Consider the following 19,267-nt stretch of genomic DNA (forward strand, 5'->3'; position numbering starts at 1 on the left):
CTGTCGGCCGGCGCGCGCGGGCCCACGCTCACGCTGCACCCCCCTCGCCCCCCGGCGCCCCCGCCCAGGGTGTTCGGCTTTCGCGAGGTCGATTGGCCCGAGGCCTGGAGCGAGAACCGCCCGCCACCGCGCATCGTGGTGGACCTGCGCGACCACGGCAGCCTGGAGATCAAAGCGGTCAGCGCCTGGCAGGCCGCCATGCACGCGGCCGGCCACCGCCCCGGCATCGCGCAGCGCATGCAGACCCGATGGACCGTGCTGGCCGCCACCGTGCTGGCCTCGGTGCTCGCGCTGGTGCTGTTCTACCGCTACGGCACGCCCTGGGCCGCCACGCAGCTCACGCGCCACGTGCCGATCGCCTGGGAGGCCGCATTGGCGGACCGCGCCATGCAGCAGATGGACCACGGCACACTCAAGGCCAGCACCCTGCCCGCGGCGCGCCAGACCCAGTTGCGCGAGCGCTTCGATGCGCTGGCGGCGCAGGCGCGCACCCTGCCGCCGCGCTACGGCGGCTACACGCCGCGCCTGCAGCTGGAGTTCCGCCAGGGCATGGGCGCCAACGCCTTCGCCTTGCCCGGCGGGCGCGTGGTGATGACCGACGGGCTGGCCCAGGCGGCCGCGAAGAACGGCCTGAGCGACGACGCGCTGGTCGGCGTGCTCGCCCACGAAATCGGCCATGTCGTGCACCGCCACACCACGCGCACCGTGGTCGAGCAAGGCGTGCTCAACATCGGTCTGGGACTGGCCTTGGGGGATGTGTCGGGCCTGCTGTCCACCGGCGGCGCGCTGCTCACCGGCCTGGCCTACAGCCGCGACCACGAGCGCGAGGCCGACTGCTACGCCATCGCGCTCATGGGCCAGGCCCGCCTGCCCACGGCGCCCATGGCCGACTTGCTGCTGGCCATTGCGCACGACGAGGAAAAGAAGCACCCCGGCGCCCCGGCGGGCAAGCCCCAGGAAAGCAAGGGCCAGAGCGATCCGCCAAAACAACGCTCACCGGGCGTCGAGCCCGGCGGCGAGGGTCTGCTGTCGCTGCTGAGCAGCCACCCGGGCACCGTGCAGCGCGCGACCGAGCTGCGCGAGGGCCGGGCACCGCACTGCGCCCGCTGAGCCGGGCGGCGGCCTTGGCCGACATCAAGGCAGCGCATTGGACCCGTGGCTGATCGGGCAACCGAACAGGTCGCCCAGCCAGTCCGCCACCTTCTCCAGCTCATAGCCCAGCGCGACCATGGCCTGCTGCACTTCGGCCGCCAGGGCGCCGAGGCTTTGCAGCACCGAGGCGAGGTCCTTGCCCAGTTGCTTGAACTGGTCCTGCAGGATCTGGCCGACAAGCTGCAGGCCGTTGACGAAGTTGCGCCACTGGTCCTTGACCCAGGCCACGAAGCTGCTCAGGCCGGACAGCACCGCCTGGATCAGGGCCGAGGCCTCCTGCTTCAACGCGGTGAGCAGGTGGCCCGCCACGTCCTTGAGCTGAGCGATGACGCCGGCCACGTTCACGTTCAGCAGGGTGTAGGGGCTGGCCTCGTCGCCCAGGTGCAGGTCGAGTCCGAACAGGCTGAAGTCGAAATACCCGGTCACCACCAGCGCCTGCATCGAGGCCGAGAAGCCCAGGCCGGCCGCCACGCTGAAATCGGGCAGCTGGATTTTGGGCACCAGCGTCACGCCCCAAAGGGTGATGCCGTCCCACTCGATGTCGTGCCAGCCGAAGTTGAAGCCGAACGAAGCGCTGAGCTGCTTGGCCTGCGGATTGAGCATGAACGTGATGCGGTCGCCGGCCCACGCGCCGCAGCCCCCCGTCGGCTGGCCGTTCTGCACCGCATAGTCCAGCTGGAACTGGTTGTCGGTGGTGGCGAGTGCGTAGAGGTGGTCTTCCACCACGTCCAGGAACTTCAGGTACAGCGACGAATAGAAGCGCACCGGATTGCCGCCGTTGATCTGCGGCACCACGATGCCATCCGGCGTGGCGGCGATCGCCAGCATCGGACCCTGGCCGTTCGGCTTGCTGGTGGTGGGGTCCCAGCCGGACAGCGCAAACACACTGCCCCAGGCAATCGCTTTCTGCACCAGGATGTAGCCGGAAAAGCCGGCCTTGGCATCGGCCGACTCAGCCAGCGTGGCCGTCACCTGCACATCGTCCTGGTCCAGCAGGCTGAACTCGGCCTGCAGCCCGAAGCCGGCCGGGAACGGGCCTCGGTCGCCGATCTTCTGCAGCTGCGCCCCTTCCACGAACCAGAAGGTGAACTGCTTGATGCTGACGATCTCGTCGAGAAAGCGCACCACGTCGGCGATCTCGGGCTCGTGGTCGTTGTCCAGCGTCTGCGGGGAGAAGTCGAGCGCGAAGGCGGCGTTGAACACATTGGACAGCTGCATCGGCTGCTGGTCGGCCTGCGTCCAGACCGCGATGCCGTTGGGCACCTCGAAATCCACCACCTCCACTTCGAAACCCACGTCGAACTCGTACTGCGGCGCTTTGGGGTTCTGCAGCTTCAAGTCGCCGCCCGCGCTCAGCGTCACGCCGGCGGCCTCGGCACCCACCGTCACCGTGCCCTGCAGCTCGACGATGTCCACGGTCTGCAGGCCAAAGGGCTGATTCCAGTTCTGCAACGTGAGGGTGATGCTCAGATCTCCCTGCGACGGAACGATGCTGCCCGTCAGGCCCAGCGCGATCTCGGTGCTGGCATCGGGCCGGAAGACACCGGACGCACTGGCGCTCGCGCTGCTGCTGCCCTGGCCCGGGTCTTCCCATTCGAGCTTGAAGCCGTCGAACTCGAACACCCCGTTGCCCTGGGCACTGAACGTGTTCTTCAGCACCGCCTTGAGCGTCTTGTCGCCGCCGTCCTTGGCATAGGTGGCGAACAAGGCCAGCTGCGACACGTCGCCCATGAAGTTGGCGATCGCCTTCAGGGAGTCGGTGAGTTGCAACGACGAAAACAGCACGAAGCCGGGAGCGATATCGAAATCGGCCGCGATCGCGGGCACATCGTCCGCGCTCAGCAGGCCGAGCGAGGCCAGGCTGCCGGACTGACCCGCGATGGTGGACACCACCACCCCGCTGTCGTTAAAGGTCAGTGCCGACAGGGGCGTCCACAGCGACCCCGGCGACCACTGCTGGACCACCGCGCCGAACATGACGCCCGCGCCCTGGTCGGTGCGCTGCACGCTGAGCGCCGCGTTCAGGAAAGGCTGCCCGGAATACAGCAGGCCGCCTTGCCCGTTGAACTGGATGGACGGGCCCGTGGCGTAACTCAGCGTCAACTGTCCCTGGGAAAAGGCGATCTGGTTGGCCGGCGTCCAGTCCAGTTCCGCAGGCCACAGGCTTTGCAGCGGCCATTGCAGGCTCGCGCCCATGGTGGCGCTCAGCGCCATCTCCACGCCGCTGTCGCCCCGGCTGAACGTCAGCACCACCTGTGCATCGGTGTACTGCTTGCTGGTGAGCGTCAGCGTGGCGCCGCTCGGGGTCGCCTGCAGATCGAGATCGGCGCCGTCGAGCTGCGCCTGCAGCTGCAGTTGCTTGCTGGACGGATCGACCGCCAGGCTGGCGGACGGGCCGAGCTGCAGCGTGATGCCGTTCAGGTAGTAGCCGAGCGCCGTCTGGATCGGGCCGGGAAACTGGCTTTGGGCCAGTTGCAGGACCTTGCTGGCCGCGTCGGTCTTCAGCACGCCCTGGAGGGTGGTGTAGATGTCGTTGCTCATGGCGTCACTGCCCCAGGTTCTTCAAGGCCGAGCGGGCGAACTGGGTCGCCGCGTCGCTGATCTGCTGGAGATTGTCGGCAATGGCGTCATTCAGCGCCGACACCACCTGCTCGATCAGCTGCGACTGGCTGAGGAAGGCATTGATGAACATCGCATAGGCACTCTCGTCGTCCGGCAGCGAGATGGTGAGCAGCACATCCTGGTCGCCCGCCACCAGCCGGATCTGGCTGTAGGTCAGCTTCAGGTCGTCCGGCGTATCGCCCGACGCGGTCAGCGCGGTCTGGATGCCCAGCGTGTTGCTGTTGTTCTGGAGGCTGAGGTTCAGGGTGCCGCTCAGCGGGATGGGGGCGTTCTGGTTGACCTGCACGTTCAGGGTGAATGGCGTGCTGGCCGTGGCCGGCGGCGAGGGCACCGTGCGGGGGGCACCCTTCACTTTCACCGTCGGCCCGGGGTTCATGGTGCCCAGCAGCAGCGTGGCGCTGGCCTGCGGATTGGTGGGATCGCCCCCAAAGACGATATTGTTCGGAGGCGCCACCACGTTCGACAGCCCCTGGACCGCCAGGCTCTGGAGCACGATGTCCGACAGCGCGATGTTCTGCCCCATGATCGACGTCTTGAAAGGGCCGGGAATGCTCAGATTGACGGCGGTGTAGGGCTCCAGTACCGGCGATGTCGATCCCAGCACCAGGGTCGGCAGATAGACGTAGCTGCTCGGGTCGTTGAGCGCGCCGCGCGCCCGGTCGAACAGGTATTTGTCCACCGCGTTCGCATCCGTGTCCACGGTGCTGCCTGCCACCTGGGTACTGCCGAAGATGTCGTCGAAGGCGTTCTTCAGCTGCTGGTTGAGCAGCTTCCCGACCTGGGTCCGGTTGCCCGAGTCCATCAGCGCGTTGTTGACCTGGGTGCTCAGCAGTTGGGCCGCATCCCCGGTGGACAGCACCTGCTTGAAGAACTGGCTCCACGGCGCATAGAAGACGCTGGTGTTGATGTAGGCGGGAAAGGGCACCGGCGAGATGCTCTGGTACTGCAGGTTCTGTAGCGTGAACGTGGGCGTGGTGCCTTGCACCGCGACGAGCTGAACGGTGTTCAGGTCGATCTGCAGCGCCGCGCTGTTGCCGGTGCCGTTCACGGCGACGGTCGTTCCCGAAACCACCTTCGCGTTCGACAGGGTCAGCAGCGCGATGCCCGTGGCCAGGCACTCGAAGCCGTTCGCGTGGTCGGACGACAGCGTGAGCCCCAGTGTCGGCGGCGGGGCGACGATGTTCATCTGCTTGTCCACGAAGCACAGGCACTGCTTGAGCGTGAACCCCAGCCCGTCGAAGGCAGTGGGGGGGCTGGTCGTGCTGTCCGTTCCCTTTTCAGGGCCTGCCAGCGCCAGCGGCTGGTTCCAGTCCTGCCCCGTGGAGGCGTAGGCATTGAGGTTCAGCGTGATCTCCGCGGTATAGCCGGCGTTGCTGGTGGTGACCGCCGGAGGCTCTCCACTGACCTGGATGTTCGCCAGCCCCTGGATCTCGATGCTGCTCACGTCCAGATCCGGCCCCACGCCGGGATACGGAATCACGTTCAGGTGCTGCGACATGATGTAGGTCACGGCGGCCTTGGCGTCATCGACCATCTGCTGCGTGACGGGGGGCGTGGGGTTGGTCTGCAGGCTCAGCTGGCCGATCAGCGGAAACAGGGCCTGGAACCAGGACGTGGCCATGTCGGCCGAGATGTCCTGCGCGCCGCCGATGTTGTCCAGGTTCCATTGATTGCCCTTCAGCGGCAGATACTTGTTGCCGCTCCCATCCGTCATGCCGGACAGCGCGACCGGCAGGAAAAGGCTGTTGTCAGGCGCGTTGTCGTTGGCCTTCTGCATCAGCGTGTCGTACACGAAATGGAATAGCTGCAAGCCCATGGCGGCATCCTCTCGAAAATATTGGCGGTCAGTCAGTAGGGTCGGTCCACGACATGCAACGTGATGTCGTGCAATGCCTTCAGGTGCGGGCCGTGGGGCAGGTTCTGCAGGTACTGCACAGCCTGCAGCGCGGTACCCCGCGCCTGGGCGTAGGCCAGCGCGAAGGCGTCGGAGCGGCGGATCTCATCGACCCAGGCGTTGATCTGCTCGGGCGGCGGGGTCTGCGTGTCGCGCAGATAGCGCACCATGGGGTGCGCATCGCCGAACAGCTTCATCGCATGGATGATGGGCAGGGTGATGCGCCGCTGGTGCAGGTCGATGCCACGGCACTTTCCCGCCTCTTCATCGGTGTGCGCGAGGTCGAAGATGTCGTCCATCATCTGGAACGCCCGCCCCATGTAGCGACCGAAAGAGCCGAGGCGGCGCAGTTCGGAGGTGCGCGCACGCATGAGCGCGGCGCCGGCCTCGCAGGCCAGGCCGAACAGCACGGCGGTCTTGCGGTCCACCGTGGTGAGGTAGCGGCTCATCAGCGAGTCCGGATGCCAGTACGGCTGCGTGGTCATCTCGTCGATCTCGCCGCGGCAGATGTCGAACGCCGAGTCCAGCACCCATTTCACGAGCTGCATGTCGTTCTCGTCCTCGATCGCATCGACGAAGCAGCGCACGGCCTGCAGGAACTGCATGTCGCCGATCATGATCGCCATCTCGGTGCCGCGCGCGGCGTTGACGCTGGCGTGGCCCCGCCGCAGCGAGGCGTGGTCAATGATGTCGTCGTGGATCAGGCTCGCCACATGCAGCATCTCCAGCGACGCGGAGGCGCGCAGCACCTTGTTCGGCAGCTCGCCGTCGGGCTGGAAAAGCCGCGCGGTCAGCAGCAGCATCAGCGGGCGCAGCTTCTTGCCCCCCTGGTAGAGCGACATCTCCGCATCGGTCAGATAGCCCTGCTGCGGCTGCAGCGCCTGGTCCAACTTCCCCTTGAAGCCCTGCATGTCCGCCGCCATCAGCCCCTGCAGGATGGCGTGGACCGGGTCCGGCGCAGCGGCGCCAATCCTCACGGCTGCGAATCCAGCAGGGCCCTGGCGAGCGGCTGGACCAGCGCGCGCTCCAGTGCATCGGCAATGCGGTCGTGCACCAGGCTTTTGATGAAGCGCGCCTCGGACAAGGCATCGCGCGCGGCCTGCGCCGGGCCGTCGCCCAGGGCACCGTTCCACGCGCCATCGTCGAAGTGCAGGTCGAAGCCGTCCAGCTCGACACGCCCGTCAATCAGGGTCGGTACGCCCTGGTCGCCCTGCGCACCGAACTGCAGATACACATGGCATGCAAGGCGCGCGTGCAGCGCCCCCGTCACCAGGGCCACCGGCTTTTGCGCGGCCACCCGCGCGGCATGCTCGGCGATGTCTGCCTGGAGCTTGCGCACGAACGCGCGCTCGTCCTCGCTGAGCGACCACGTCCAGCTGTTGCCCTGCGCATCGCGGCCGCCGATCGGGCTGCCATTCAGGAAGTTATGCACGTCATCCACCGAAGGCATTGGCGCCGGCGTGCCGTTCTGCACCAATTCGTAGACGCCGTCTTTCTGCAATGGGGGCAAGTCTTCGATCTTGGTCACATTGGGGTTCGTCACCTTGACGTTCTGCACGATGCTCGAGCCAAAGCCCATGGTCGCAGCGGCCGCCTGGTTGTAGGGGTTGGTGGGGTCCGTGGGATTGTTGGGGTCTGCGCCCTTGGCCATGGCGGTCAGGGTGGTGAGCAGGCCCAGCTTCTGGTTCTGGGCATGGCCGTTGTAGTTGGTGGTGATTCCCGTGCTCGAGTTGTAGTAGGTCTTGACGGGATCGTTGACCACCCCCCCCTCGGTCAGCGCCGTGTTGGTGTCGTCGGCCATTTCGGAGACGGCGGAGTTGCCCCAGCCTTGCTGGAACGCGTACGCCTGGAAATTCTGCTCATTGAACACGTCGTTGAAGGCCGCCCGGTGATTGGAGTAGGTGGTCAGCAGCGTCTGTCCATTGCCGCCGGGCACGTTCTGCAGCAACCCGCGCTGGTCGTTCGCGGTCTGGATCCAGGTGGGATGCGCGTTGTCGTCCCCACTGCCGCCGCGCCGCCGGGCCCCGATGGGCATGGCCGTGCCGGCGCCATCCAGTCCGGTTTCCCAGATCTGCGTGCCTTTCAGGGCGTGCGTGCCTTGCAGTTCAATGCCCTGCAGGCGCACGGCGAGCACGCAGCGGCCTTGCGCATCGCTGCTGCATTCGACCGCGAGCGGCCCGTCGCCGGCCAGCACCAGTTGCATGCCCGACAGGTCGATGCCCAGCGAGCCGCGCGCGAACCCGGCCTGCGCGGGCATGTCGAGCGCGCGCGACAGCGGCAGCATCGGGATGTCCCCGAGCCCGATATGGCGGGGCAAGGCGGCGTTCAGGGTGGCAGCTGGCTGATTCTTCCAGCCGGCTTGAAAAGCTTGCATTCCAGCGCTCATGAAAATTCTCCTCGTACGATGTGACCGGGTCCGGTGGGCGGGGACGACAGGTCAGGAAACATTGACGGTGGCCGTGATCAGCAGGTGGTCCGCATCCGCGGCGGAAATGTTCAGATTCGACGCCGTCAGACTCAGACTGATGCCTTCGAACGTGATGGGGATGGGCGGCACCGGGAACGAGGCTTTGTCGTTCAGATAGGCCTGCGCCTTGCTCTGGATGGTGGATGTGATGAAGGGCGTGGCAACGCCGATGATGGTGGTCGCCACGTGCTTGAGCAGCCCCGCGTTGAACTTCTCCCACCCGCTGCCGTCTTCGGCGTAGGTGATCGTGAAGCTCGGCAGCGGCTGCAGCTGCAGCTGGACGGTGTTCGACCCCGACACCACGGGGGCGACGGTGAAAGTCAGCGGCGTGGGGCTGGTGGCGAAATCGGCTTTGGCAAAGTCAACCATGGTGTGGCTCCAATCAGGGCAGCAGGTTCGAGGCGGCTTCCAGGGCGCAGGCGGCTGGCACCAGCCACCATGAAACGCCCACCGAGGCGGTGGCGGCGAAGGTGGCGGTGATGTTGATGTTGGGCAGCGTGGATGCCACCGCGATGGAGGCGTTGCTGATCCCGCCGTCGAGCGAGTAGCTTCCTGTCCAGTTGCTGTCGCTGGCATTGACCTGCGCGGCATCCATCTTCTGCACGATCGCACCGCTGTACTGGGCCACCAGCGCGGTCAGCAGCTTGCGGCCGACGAGCACACCCAGCGCCTGCTGCGGCCACTGCACGCCGCTGATATCCGGCGTGCCGTTGGCCACCAGGTTGCTTGCCAGCACCAGGTGCGATCCGGTGACGGTCATGACCGGCGGGGTGAAGCTCTGCCCTTCCACCGTGATGCTGGGTGGGATCTGGTAGCCCTGCAGCAGGGCCTGGACCTTGGTGTAGACGATCCCGCAGATCACCTGGAGCATGAACTCCGTAGCGCCGGTCGGATTGACCGGCAGCACCGCCACCGATCCCAGCTGGATCTGGTTGCCGGACACGGTCACCTGCGCAAACAGGGTGAACGAGAACGTCAGCGGGGATGGCGGCCCGCTCTGCATGTTGAACGTGGTGGACACCGACGCCAGCTGCACCTGGAACATCTGGTCGGTCGGATCTTTCGGCTTCGTCTGGCCCGACGGCACGAACGTGTTCTTGTCGTTCCACTGCGTGAGGGTCGGTGGCGCCAGCACGAACTGGGGCACCGCATCGATGCTCCAGTTGACGGAGGTGATGCCCATCTGGCCCACGTCCTGAACGCCCTGGAACAGCTTCTGCTTGGCCTGGGCATTGGCATACAGCTGGGTCATGCCCTGGTTGAGGGTGCCGGCATCCAGCACCAGCGCGACGTCGTAGCTACTCATATTCCACCTCTCCTTTGCGTGTCGGGTTGGCCGATCGGGGGTTGTGTGTCCAGTAGGTTTCCATCCACTCGCCGCCATGGCGGTAGTGCAACGGAAAATCATCGAAATCGACCGTGGCGCGGCCGCATTGCGGGTCGGCGACCGAGACCGTGCGCTTCGTTCGGCAGTAGCCGTCCACCAGCACGTAGTGCTGCGGCCCCGCATGCCAGCGGATCGCGACCGCGACCGGCCGGCCATCGTCGAGCTCGCGCATCAGGCGGCGAAACGGCGGTCGTCCACTGCTCCATCCGGCCAGGCAGTTCACGTAGCGCAGGGTGCGCTCCATCGCGGCTTGCTGGTCGTAGCGGGGCTCCAGGAGAAGCGCGGGGGGCGGCAGGCAGTTGGGAAGCACGTCGTCCGGCGCGAGAATGCGCCAGGCCAGCGTGTCCTGCCGCCAGGAGGTATCGCCGTAGTGCGCGGCGACCGCACAGGTCACCGCGGCCCAGCACCAGTTGGTGCGTAGCTGCGGCTCCAGCGGCAGGTTCAGCGCCTGCCCCGTGCTCGCCCCGGCCTCCTGCCAGGCGGGAAACATCGGGCCGATGCGCTGCGTCGTGCGGGCCAGCGGCTCGATCCTCACCCTCATGGAAAAGGCACGCACTGGGGCAGCGCCTGGTTCAGTTCCCGACTGACGATGCTGTTGATCTGCGATGAGATGAGCCCGCTGATGGCGCCCTTGGCCGCATCCAGAATCAGGTTCTCCACGGGCTGCAGCAGGTAGTTGAGCGGCCCCAGGCCATCGATCCAGACCGAGGCGTTGCCGTAGTTGAAGTTCGCATTCATGCCCGACAGCTGGTTCAGGCAGAGCTTGCCGCCGGCCGTGCCGGCCTGGAACTGCGCCGTGCCGGAGATGCTGGGGTTGTCGATCCGGATGCTGCCGGAGATGCCCGGATCGACGAACAGCACCTTCACGCTGCCACCGGCCTGCGCGCTCAAGGAACTGTTCAGGACCGCATGGAAATTCACCGTACCGGAAATACTGGCACCGGACGAAGTGACGTTGCCAACCACCATGTCCTGGATCTGCAGGGACGAGATGCCCGTGAGATTGGAGACGGAATAAGAAGCCGTGCCCACTCCGATGCTGGCGGACCCCGAGGCGACGTTGGGATACGGGTCATAACCGGCGCCCCGGATGGCCCCACCGATTTCCCCATTCAACTGCGTGACGAGTCCCTGCAGGATTTCGTTGAGGATCTGGGTGAATGGATCACTGCTCATGTCTATATCCTTTGAGGAAAGAAAAAATCACCATCGGGCAAATCAATTCAAGAGCGGAAGCGGTGCATCCGCGCAATGCTTTCTTGTCAAGGCCGCGGCGCAGCACGTTCCCGTTTTCGTTCAGGCATGGCGAAAAAGGCATCGCCATCAAGGCTTCGATCAGGCCGCGCAAAGGCGCTTTCGACAGCGCCCCTGCCAGAAGTTTCTGAAGAGTGGCTGTGAATATTCTGGTGGGATTGGACGGGTCGCGGCATGAAAGCCGGGCCAATCCTGCTGAAGACTTCTGAAGCGTTCTGAAGACCGCCCCAAGGCATGCACCGGGTGGATGAACGACACAGGCGGTGGCCGCGGCCAAGCGCGGTTTGACCGCGTCCTCAGCGACGCCTGGGAAGAAAGACACCGCGGGGTGCCCGCATTTTTTAGGAAAGGAAGACAGGGCCGATCACCCGCCTGTGCCGAGGCGGCATGCGCCCATGAACCCCTGCTGCAGCGGCATGGCCGATGCATCGCAGGATACCAGCGCAGTGGCGCGCCAGACCATCCTGGCGCGCGCCGGGCCAGATGCCTGCGTGGAAAGAAAAGTGTGAAGCGCGCCGATAAGCCGGATTCTGTGCACCGCAGTTGCCTGCGGCGTGACCGCCATTACTCTGGGCCGGGTGTCGCCACCACGGCTCGATGCTACCTACCCGCCAGCTCTGCGGAACCACATCAACGCTGGCCTACTTGGTATTGCTGCGCGTAGAGATTGCCCGTTTCACCCGAAGCAGGCGCCGCCCGCTTCGGGTGGCTATGGCCTTTGCGGCTTTCGCCACACATCGCCTGGCTTGCGCCAGCCGTACCCGCTTGCGCGGATGACCGATAGAACACCTTCGGTGGCTTGCCGCCTGCTTGCGACTCGTCTCTGTTGCTCTGATCCTCACCTCACGGTGGGCAGCCGTTAGCTGCTACGCTGTCCTGTGCAGTCCGGACGTTCCTCCAGTGCCTGGTTTCCCAGATTGCACCAGCGGCGGTCTGGCGCGCTTCACGGGGGCGATTATCGTCCACCGCTGCGGGCCTGCTCCCAGTCCAGGCCGAATCGCGACAGGTATTTGCGCAGCCGGTCCGCATCGTTGACCACCGCGCGCTGCGCGCGCGAGGCCTGGAACAACTGCCGCCCCGCGTCCGACAGCGTGCGCGCCCCGCGGCACACCTGCAACACGGCCGCCAACTGCAACCGGTCGAAGAGGTCCATGGCCTGCACCTGTGGCTCGCCCAGCAGTGCGGCCAGATCCACCGCATCGCCATCCTGGCTGCGGCCCGACGAACCGAGGGGTTGCCACAGCCACTGCAGGCGCGCGATCTCCGCCTCCACCAGCGGCAGGCCGATGCGCCCGCCCTCGGCCAGCGTGGCCAGGCGGGTGGCGCTGGCCGACAGGTCGCGGAAGTTGCCGCTCCACAGCGCCTCGGGGGACTGCGCATAGCGCAGGTACACCGACCGCGCCTCGGCCGACAGGCGCACCGTGCGGCCCAGTTCCACGCCGCATCGCGCCAGCAGGTGGTCCACATTGGGCTCGATGTCCTCGGGCCGCTGGGCCAGGCCCGGCAACTGATAGCTCCACAGGTTGATGCGCGCGTACAGGTCTTCGCGAAAGCGCCCGGCCGCCACCTCGGCCCGCAGGTCGCGGTTGGTGCCGGCGATCAGTTCGAAATCGCTGGCCACCTCGCGGTCGCTGCCCATGGGATAAAACCGCTTTTCCTCCACGGCCTTGAGCAGCATGGCCTGCTCGTCTAGGCCCAACTCACCGATCTCGTCGAGAAACAGCACGCCTTTGTGCGCTGTGCGCAGCAGGCCCGCACGGTCGGCCGCCGCACCGGTGAAGGCGCCTTTCTTGTGCCCGAACAGCGTGGACGCGGCACCATCGCCCTGCAGCGTGGCGCAGTTCACCTCCACGAATTCGCCCTCCACCTGGTGGCGGGCTTTCTTCAACTCGAACATGCGCCGCGCCAGATGCGACTTGCCCGCACCGGTCGGCCCGGTAAAGAGGATGGGCGCGCGCGATCGCACCGCCACCCGCTCCACCTCTTCGATCAGCGCGTTGAAACGGGCATTGCGCGTGGCAATGCCGCTCTTGAGGAAATCCACCGCATCGCGCTGCTCGGCGCCGAAGCGCTGGGCGATCACGTCGTAGCGCGACAGGTCCAGATCGATCAGCGCGTAGCTGCCGGGATCGCCCGCCTGCTGGCGCTTTGGGGGCGACGTCTGCACGAGCACGCCCGGAATGCGTCGCGACTCCACCAGCAGGAAAAGGCAGATCTGCGCCACGTGCGTGCCGGTGGTGATGTGCGTCCAATACTCCTCGCGCTCGGTGTCGAAAGCGTAGCCCTGCGTCCAGTCGAAGAGCTTGGCGTAGACCTCGCCGAAGTCCCAGGGGTCGGCAATGGCGAGCGGCACCAGCGCCACCGTGGTTTCGGGCGAGGCCGCCTGGATATCGGTGCGCACCCTCTCGGCCAGTTCCTGGTGGGAAGCTGTGTAGAACAACTCCATCCGCGCGATGACCACGTCGTCGTGCTGCACCAGCGAAAGCGTCGGGCGCCACTTCTCCCAACGCCCTGCCCCCTTGCCCGAGTCGAGTTGGGTGCCCAGAAAGCCGATCACCACGTTTTGCTTCTTCATCTCTTGGATAAAAAACTAGCTAATTTTATAAAAATCAAAGCATTCTAAGCTCCATCCAGTGCCGCAGAAATGGCAAGAGAATTAAAAAATATCGAATCAAATCATTGGCTTAAGAGATTCCCCATCTATTCAAGACCACAGTTGGCACACCGGTTGCAATGAAAAAGGAAAGTCGAAAAGACAAACCCACCAAGAACCAACGAACGGAGCAAAAGCACATGGCCAACCACCAACTCTTCCAGACGCTGCGCGGCACCCTGCTCCCCGCTGCCACCGTGCGCAACCAGGCCGGTGGTGTGGCTTATGCCCTGTCGCCCAAGCACCAACTGGCGCAGTTGGCCGCCACCGGCTGCCTCCACAGCACCTTCTATGCCCAGGCGCAGGACCAGCTCGACGCCGTCCAAGCCCTGGCCCGCGAAGTCGATCCGGTGTTCTTGGCGAAGACGGCCCTGTATGCGCGCCGTACCGGCTCCATGAAAGACATGCCGGCCCTGCTGGCGGCCACGCTGGCGGTTCGCGATGTGCCCCTGCTGGCCCAGGTGTTCGGCCGCGTGATCGACAACGGCAAGATGCTGCGCAATTTCGTGCAGATGCTGCGCTCCGGCGCGGTAGGCCGCAAATCGCTCGGCACGCGTCCGAAAAAGCTGGTGCAGCAATGGCTGCTCGACGCCACCGAGGCGCAACTGCTGAACGCCGCCGTGGGCAACACGCCGTCGCTGGCCGACGTGGTGAAGATGGTGCACCCCAAGCCCACGGAAGCCTGGCGCGCCGCGTGGTTCGCCTGGCTGATCGGTCGCCCTTATGCGCAGGAGGCGCTGCCTCCACTGACGCAGGCCTTCGAACGCTTCAAGCAAGACCGCACGCAGCCCGTGCCCGACGTGCCTTTCCAGATGCTGACCGCGCTGGAGCTGGACGCATCGGCCTGGGCCACGATTGCACAGCGCGGCTCGTGGCAGATGGTGCGCCAGAACCTGAACACCTTTGCCCGGCATGGCGTGTTCGCGCTGCCAGGCCTGGCCGATGCCGTGGCCGCCAAGCTGCGTGACCCGCAGGCCGTGGCCAAGGCCCGCGTGCTGCCGTACCAGTTGATGGCGGCGTACACCGCCTGCGGCGCCGACGTGCCGACGGTGGTGAAGGAAGCGCTGCAGGATGCGATGGAACTCGCGCTGGCCAATGTGCCGCAGTTCGAAGGCCGCGTGGTGGTGTGCCCCGACGTGTCGGGCTCGATGGGCTCGCCGGTGACGGGCCACCGGGGCTCGGCGACTTCCACGGTGCGGTGCATCGACGTGGCCGCCCTGGTGGCCGCTGCCGTGCTGCGCCGCAATGCGGATGCGCGTGTGCTGCCCTTCGAAACGAAGGTGGTGCCGCTGCCACTGAATCCCCGCGATTCGGTCATGACCAATGCGGCCAAGCTGGCCGCGGTGGGCGGCGGCGGAACGTCGTGCAGCGCACCGCTGGCCCTGCTGAACCGCGAGAAGGCGCAGGCCGAGCTGGTGGTGCTGGTGTCCGACAACGAATCGTGGGCCGACCGTGCACGGGGCCGGGGCACCGCGACCATGCAGGAGTGGGCGGCGTTCAAGCAGCGCAACCCGACGGCCCGGCTGGTGTGCATCGACATCCAGCCTTGCGCGACGACGCAGGCGCAGGAGCAGCCCGATGTGCTGAACATCGGCGGCTTCAGCGACGAAGTGTTCAAGCTGCTGGCGGTGTATGCCGCAGGGGGCATGGGCGCGGCGCATTGGGTCGGCGTGATCGAGGACATCCCGATCTGACGATCGGCGAGAAGGTGCCATGAATGCCAATTCAGGGCACCCGATCGTGGGAATGACGGCTGTCGTTCGGCGAATGCAGGTGTGACTACATCCCGGTCGCACCGCCTGTTTGTCGCCGAACGGGAAGGCCATCGATGAATGAATGTGCGAATGCAGGCAGGACTACATCTGGAGGGACCGGGGTTCGAATCCCAGCGCCGCACCGCGGCGTGGTCCATGTCTTGCCACCCTTGTCGCACTGCTTTTTTTTGCAGCGAATGCTGACGGAACTACAGACTTCTACTCTCGTGGTCGCGGGTTCGAATCCCGCCGGTCGAAAGGCCGTAGCTCAGTGGTAGAGCACGACGTTTCGTCGATCCTTGTCGCTGCTTTTTTTTGTGTGTTTGCGAGGTGAATGCAGACGGGTTTACAGGTAGAGCGTCGGGGCCCTCGGGCTCTGAAGGTTCCGGGTTCAATCCCCGGTCTGCTTCGGCAGGTAGCTCAATGGCGCAACCCGACACCCCTTGTCACCTCTTTTTTTGAATGCGCCGGAAGGGCTGAGCCCCATGGCGGACCAAACAGGAAAGAAACCGATGAAAACGAACGCCCCCGCGGCGCAGGCCGCCATGCTGCCGCCCGCCCTGCGCGAGGCGGTGGATGCCGTCTATGCCGCCTTCCAGCGCCATGGCGCTCCGACACAGATGCTGGATGTGTGCACGGCCTGCTGCATGGACGAGGCCATGGAACGCGAGATGCGGCGCCTACCGCTGCGCCGCATAACGACCCGCCACTTCTACGAATACAACAGCTCTGCCAAGGGCAGCGAGCAGCCGGCCGAGGAACTGCTCTACTTTCTGCCCCGCATGCTGGAACTGATGGCCCTGGGCGAGGAGCTGCACCACTCGACCGAGCTGTACCTGGACCGCCTGGGCAACTGCCCGGCCAATGCCCTGTCGCCCCAGGAGCGCGCCGCCGTGGACGCTTACGCACTGGCCTTCTTCCACGAAGGCCTGTGGCACGCCGGGCGCGAGCCCAGCCCGTTCAACGGCGCGAACGCCTTCGACATCCTGTTGATGTTCCACAAGGGCGGAGTGGACGTGCAACCGCTGCTGGCGCACTGGCTGAACGACGAGCGCCAAAGCGCCGTGCTGCGGTACGCCGAGGCGAGCTACTGGGACTTCTGGGGAAAGAACGAAATCCAGGACGCCTTTGCCGAAGACCAGCCGGAATTCCGCGAGGCGATGAAAGCCTGGATGCTCGACCCCGGCAACCGCCAGCGCTTTGCACAGAAGATCCTGGCGCTGGACACCAGCGCGATGGCACAACCCGCGCACTGCACCTGTGGCAACTGCACGGGCCCGCGACAGATCGTGGAAGCGGTGTTCGACTGGGTCAGTGAATGAGCACCCGAAAATAAGACAGACAGACAGACAGACAGACAGACAAACGAAAAGAAAGAAGAACGCAATGAACTACCTGCAACGCAATGTGGAAAACGGCGTCCCCATCAAGATGTGGACCCAGGGCGTACCCGTGGAGGACGAGGCCCAGAAGCAACTGGAGAACGCGGCGCGCCTGCCCATCGTGTTCAAGCACGTGGCCGCCATGCCCGATGTGCACTACGGCATCGGGGCCACGGTGGGATCGGTGATCCCCACCTTCAAGGCCATCATCCCCGCAGCCGTGGGCGTGGACATCGGCTGCGGAATGATGGCGTGCAAGACGACGCTGCACGCCAACGACCTGCCGGACAACCTGGGCCCGCTGCGCTCCGCGATCGAGAAGGCCGTGCCGCACGGCAGCAACCCGCGCCGCATGGGCCGCGACAAGGGCGCGTGGGAAACGCCGCCCGATGAGAGCGATGCGGCCTGGGCCTCGCTGAAGGGCGAGTTCGACGCGATCTGCGAGGACTACCCGCGCTTTGCCAGCACCAACCACCACAAGCACCTGGGAACGCTGGGCACCGGCAACCACTTCATCGAGGTGTGCCTGGACGAACACGGTGGCGTGTGGTTCATGCTGCATTCGGGCTCGCGCGGAGTGGGCAACGCCATCGGCACGCACTTCATCGAGCTGGCCAAGAAGGATGCCGAGCTGCACCAGCGCAACCTGCCCGACCAGGACCTGGCCTACTTCGAGGAAGGCGCCCGGTATTTCGGCGACTACGTGCGCGCCGTGGGCTGGGCGCAGAAGTTCGCGCGCGCCAACCGCGAGGTGATGATGCAGCGCGTGATCGCGGCCGCCCGCAAGGTGATCGCCAAGCCCTTCGAGGCCCATGTGGAAGCGGTGAACTGCCACCATAACTACGTGAGCCGCGAAACGCACTTCGGCGAAGACGTGTTCATCACCCGCAAGGGCGCCGTGAGCGCCAAGGCCGGCGAACTGGGCATCATTCCCGGCAGCATGGGCGCCAAGAGCTTCATCGTGCGCGGCAAGGGCAACCCGGAGAGCTTCATGAGCTGCAGCCACGGCGCGGGCCGCAAGATGAGCCGCACCAAGGCCAAGAAGCTCTACACCGTTGCCGACCAGATCGCCGCCACCGAAGGGGTGGAATGCCGCAAGGACGCCGATGTGATCGACGAGATCCCGATGGCCTACAAGGACATCGACGCCGTGATGGCGGCGCAGGAAGACCTGGTGGAAGTGGTGTACACGCTCAAGCAAGTGGTGTGCGTGAAGGGATAGCGAGCGCACCACGGCCCACCATCGGATCAAGACCAACGCACGAGGAGCGTGCGCTGAAAGCATGGACATGCAAAAGACAGAACCCCGAGAACTGCTTCATTCCGCCCATCCGATCGAGCCCGCCATGCGCGGGCAGATCATGGATGCGCTGCGTGACATCGAGGCGCAGCACGCCGTCACCATCCTGTTTGCCTGCGAATCGGGCAGCCGCGGCTGGGGCTTCGCGTCGCCCGACAGCGACTACGACGTCCGCTTTCTCTACGTGCACCGCCTGCCCTGGTACCTCACGGTCTCGCCCGGGCGCGACGTGATCGAGGTGCCGATCAGCGGGGACCTGGACATCAACGGCTGGGACCTGCGCAAGCGCTCGGGCTGATGCGCGAATCGAACCCCACGCTGCTGGAGTGGCTGCGCTCGCCCGTCGTCTACCGCGAGGCGGCGGACACGATGGCCCAGGTGCGCGCCCTGGCGGCGCAGGTGTTCTCCAACGCCAAGGCCTGGCACCACTACGCCTCCATGGCCAAGAAGAACTTCCGCGAGCACCTGCAGGCTGACGTGGTGCGCTACAAGAAATACCTGTACGTGCTGCGCCCGCTGCTGGCAGCGCGATGGATCCGCACGCGCCCCGGAGTGCCGCCCATGCGCTTCGCCGAACTGGCCCAGCACACGCTGGATGCGCAACGCGATGCGGCGCTCATCGAAGAGATCAACGCCCTGCTGGCGGTGAAGATGCGTGCGAACGAGTCGGCCACCAGCCCACGCTGGCCCGGCATACACGCATTCATCGAGGCCGAGCTGGCCGCCAATGCGGCGCAGCCGGTGCAGCCCCTGCCCATTGCCGGGCATGCCGGGCTGGACGCCCTGCTGCACGACACGGTGCTGCGCTTCGATCCTGCCCATGGCGGCGCCGAAGGGTCCGTGCCATGCTGACCCTGGACGGCTCCCACGGCGAAGGCGGCGGGCAGATCCTGCGCACCGGCCTGGCGCTGTCCATGGTGACCGGCCGGCCGCTGCGCATCGACCGCATCCGCGCGGGCCGGCCCAAGCCAGGACTGATGCGCCAGCACCTGGCCTGCGTGCAGGCGGCGATGCAGGTCTGCGGCGGGCAGGCGGAGGGCGCCGAACTGGGGTCGCAAGCGCTGCAGTTCACGCCCGGCCCGGTGCAGGCGGGCGACTACGCCTTTGCGATCGCCGGGGCCGGCAGTTGCCTGCTGGTGCTGCAGACCGTGCTGCCCGCGCTGATGCTGGCTGGCGGGCCCAGCCGGGTGCAGCTTTCGGGCGGCACGCACAACCCCATGGCGCCCCCGTTCGACTTCCTGCAGCGGGCCTTCGCGCCGCTGGTGCGGCGTCTTGGCGTGGGGCTGGAACTCACGCTGCGGCGCCGGGGCTTTTATCCCGCAGGCGGCGGCGAGGTGCATGCGGCCATCGCGCCTGCGGCTGGCCCGCTGGCCCCGTTCGATCTGCTGGACCGCGGCGCGCG

General features: G+C 66.0%; 15 protein-coding genes, 1 other RNA gene and 1 pseudogene. 6 read left to right on the top strand and 11 right to left on the bottom strand.

Annotated elements, in window-relative coordinates; translation table 11 throughout:
- Positions 1 to 1,110 (top strand): M48 family metallopeptidase (locus tag AC27KI_RS09305; protein WP_487113551.1); only part of this gene is annotated, 1,110 nt, incomplete at its 5' end.
- 24 nt (positions 1,111 to 1,134) lie between these two features.
- Here the strand turns inward: AC27KI_RS09305 and AC27KI_RS09310 are convergent.
- The 11 genes from AC27KI_RS09310 to rtcR all read right to left on the bottom strand — a co-directional run bounded on the left by AC27KI_RS09310 (position 1,135) and on the right by rtcR (position 13,351).
- Entirely contained in the window at positions 1,135 to 3,693 is a 2,559-nt protein-coding gene (locus tag AC27KI_RS09310; protein WP_487113553.1) for a hypothetical protein, read from the bottom strand.
- A gap of 4 nt (positions 3,694 to 3,697) precedes the next feature.
- Positions 3,698 to 5,590: a hypothetical protein gene (locus AC27KI_RS09315; protein WP_487113555.1), complete on the bottom strand. Its 1,893-nt coding sequence runs from the start codon at positions 5,588 to 5,590 to the stop codon at positions 3,698 to 3,700.
- Between the two features lie 32 nt (positions 5,591 to 5,622).
- Positions 5,623 to 6,645: a polyprenyl synthetase family protein gene (locus tag AC27KI_RS09320; protein ID WP_487113557.1), complete on the bottom strand. Its 1,023-nt coding sequence runs from the start codon at positions 6,643 to 6,645 to the stop codon at positions 5,623 to 5,625.
- The gene (locus AC27KI_RS09325) at positions 6,642 to 8,054 is read right to left on the bottom strand and encodes a hypothetical protein (protein WP_487113559.1); all 1,413 of its coding nucleotides are present in this window, start codon (positions 8,052 to 8,054) and stop codon (positions 6,642 to 6,644) included. Before AC27KI_RS09325 ends, AC27KI_RS09320 begins: the two co-directional genes overlap by 4 nt.
- Positions 8,055 to 8,105: 51 nt before the next feature.
- Complete coding sequence (locus tag AC27KI_RS09330; RefSeq protein WP_272565253.1) at positions 8,106 to 8,504, bottom strand: hypothetical protein; 399 nt, start codon at positions 8,502 to 8,504, stop codon at positions 8,106 to 8,108.
- Between the two features lie 13 nt (positions 8,505 to 8,517).
- Entirely contained in the window at positions 8,518 to 9,441 is a 924-nt protein-coding gene (locus tag AC27KI_RS09335; protein WP_317353342.1) for a hypothetical protein, read from the bottom strand.
- Entirely contained in the window at positions 9,434 to 10,063 is a 630-nt protein-coding gene (locus AC27KI_RS09340; protein ID WP_487113561.1) for a C39 family peptidase, read from the bottom strand. The genes AC27KI_RS09335 and AC27KI_RS09340 overlap by 8 nt, the downstream gene beginning before the upstream one ends.
- Positions 10,060 to 10,698: a hypothetical protein gene (locus tag AC27KI_RS09345; protein WP_487089777.1), complete on the bottom strand. Its 639-nt coding sequence runs from the start codon at positions 10,696 to 10,698 to the stop codon at positions 10,060 to 10,062. The genes AC27KI_RS09340 and AC27KI_RS09345 overlap by 4 nt, the downstream gene beginning before the upstream one ends.
- Positions 10,688 to 11,053, bottom strand: a complete 366-nt coding sequence (locus tag AC27KI_RS09350; protein WP_487113563.1) for a hypothetical protein — start codon at positions 11,051 to 11,053, stop codon at positions 10,688 to 10,690. The genes AC27KI_RS09345 and AC27KI_RS09350 overlap by 11 nt, the downstream gene beginning before the upstream one ends.
- Before the next feature lie 226 nt (positions 11,054 to 11,279).
- An RNA gene (gene rnpB / locus AC27KI_RS09355) (RNase P RNA component class A) lies at positions 11,280 to 11,721 on the bottom strand.
- Between the two features lie 10 nt (positions 11,722 to 11,731).
- On the bottom strand, positions 11,732 to 13,351 hold the full coding sequence (gene rtcR / locus AC27KI_RS09360) for an RNA repair transcriptional activator RtcR (protein ID WP_487113565.1): 1,620 nt from the start codon (positions 13,349 to 13,351) through the stop codon (positions 11,732 to 11,734).
- Between the two features lie 218 nt (positions 13,352 to 13,569).
- Between rtcR and AC27KI_RS09365 the strand changes: the two genes are divergently transcribed.
- From AC27KI_RS09365 to rtcA, 5 genes and pseudogenes are all read left to right on the top strand, one after another.
- Entirely contained in the window at positions 13,570 to 15,123 is a 1,554-nt protein-coding gene (locus AC27KI_RS09365) for a vWA domain-containing protein (protein WP_487113567.1), read from the top strand.
- A 572-nt stretch (positions 15,124 to 15,695) separates the two neighbouring features.
- A complete protein-coding gene (locus AC27KI_RS09370; RefSeq protein ID WP_487113569.1) occupies positions 15,696 to 16,505 on the top strand; it encodes a hypothetical protein in 810 nt (269 codons plus the stop codon).
- Positions 16,506 to 16,569: 64 nt separating this feature from the next.
- Complete coding sequence (locus AC27KI_RS09375) at positions 16,570 to 17,787, top strand: RtcB family protein (protein ID WP_487113570.1); 1,218 nt, start codon at positions 16,570 to 16,572, stop codon at positions 17,785 to 17,787.
- 67 nt (positions 17,788 to 17,854) lie between these two features.
- A pseudogene (locus AC27KI_RS09380) lies at positions 17,855 to 18,717 on the top strand (nucleotidyltransferase domain-containing protein).
- Positions 18,711 to 19,267 (top strand): RNA 3'-terminal phosphate cyclase (gene rtcA, locus AC27KI_RS09385; protein WP_487113572.1); only part of this gene is annotated, 557 nt, incomplete at its 3' end. The pseudogene AC27KI_RS09380 and the gene rtcA, both read left to right, overlap by 7 nt.

Source organism: Acidovorax sp. KPB24-03 (genome assembly GCF_057546605.1).